Annotated in this window: 1 protein-coding gene; it reads right to left on the bottom strand. The window is 43.2% G+C overall.

Going from position 1 to position 227, the window contains the following annotated elements; all coding sequences use genetic code 11:
* Nucleotides 1-227: aminopeptidase P family N-terminal domain-containing protein (locus ON058_RS11090; protein WP_274669122.1), on the bottom strand; the 227-nt coding region annotated here is incomplete at both ends.

Raw genomic sequence — 227 nt, 5'->3', positions numbered from 1 at the left:
TAAATTGCTGGATTGAAAGTGTTTGCCCATTTACTGAAATAACCGAACCAGCCAGTAGATTTTTCTCAATCCATGCGAGATGTGTAGAAGATTCATCACTGGTCAGTTTTTGTAATTGAAAGCCAGTTCCAGCGAGTTGTTGTTCGGCTTGTACCCAATAGCGCCCATCAGCCCAGAGTCCTGCAAAGTTTTGGGTCACAACTAAAGTGCCAACAGAGCCACTAAAA

This window comes from Demequina sp. B12 (assembly GCF_028823635.1).
GTDB lineage: Bacteria > Actinomycetota > Actinomycetes > Actinomycetales > Demequinaceae > Demequina.
Note: the sequence above shows the minus strand (reverse complement) of the source record. Positions and strands in the feature narration are given on the sequence as shown.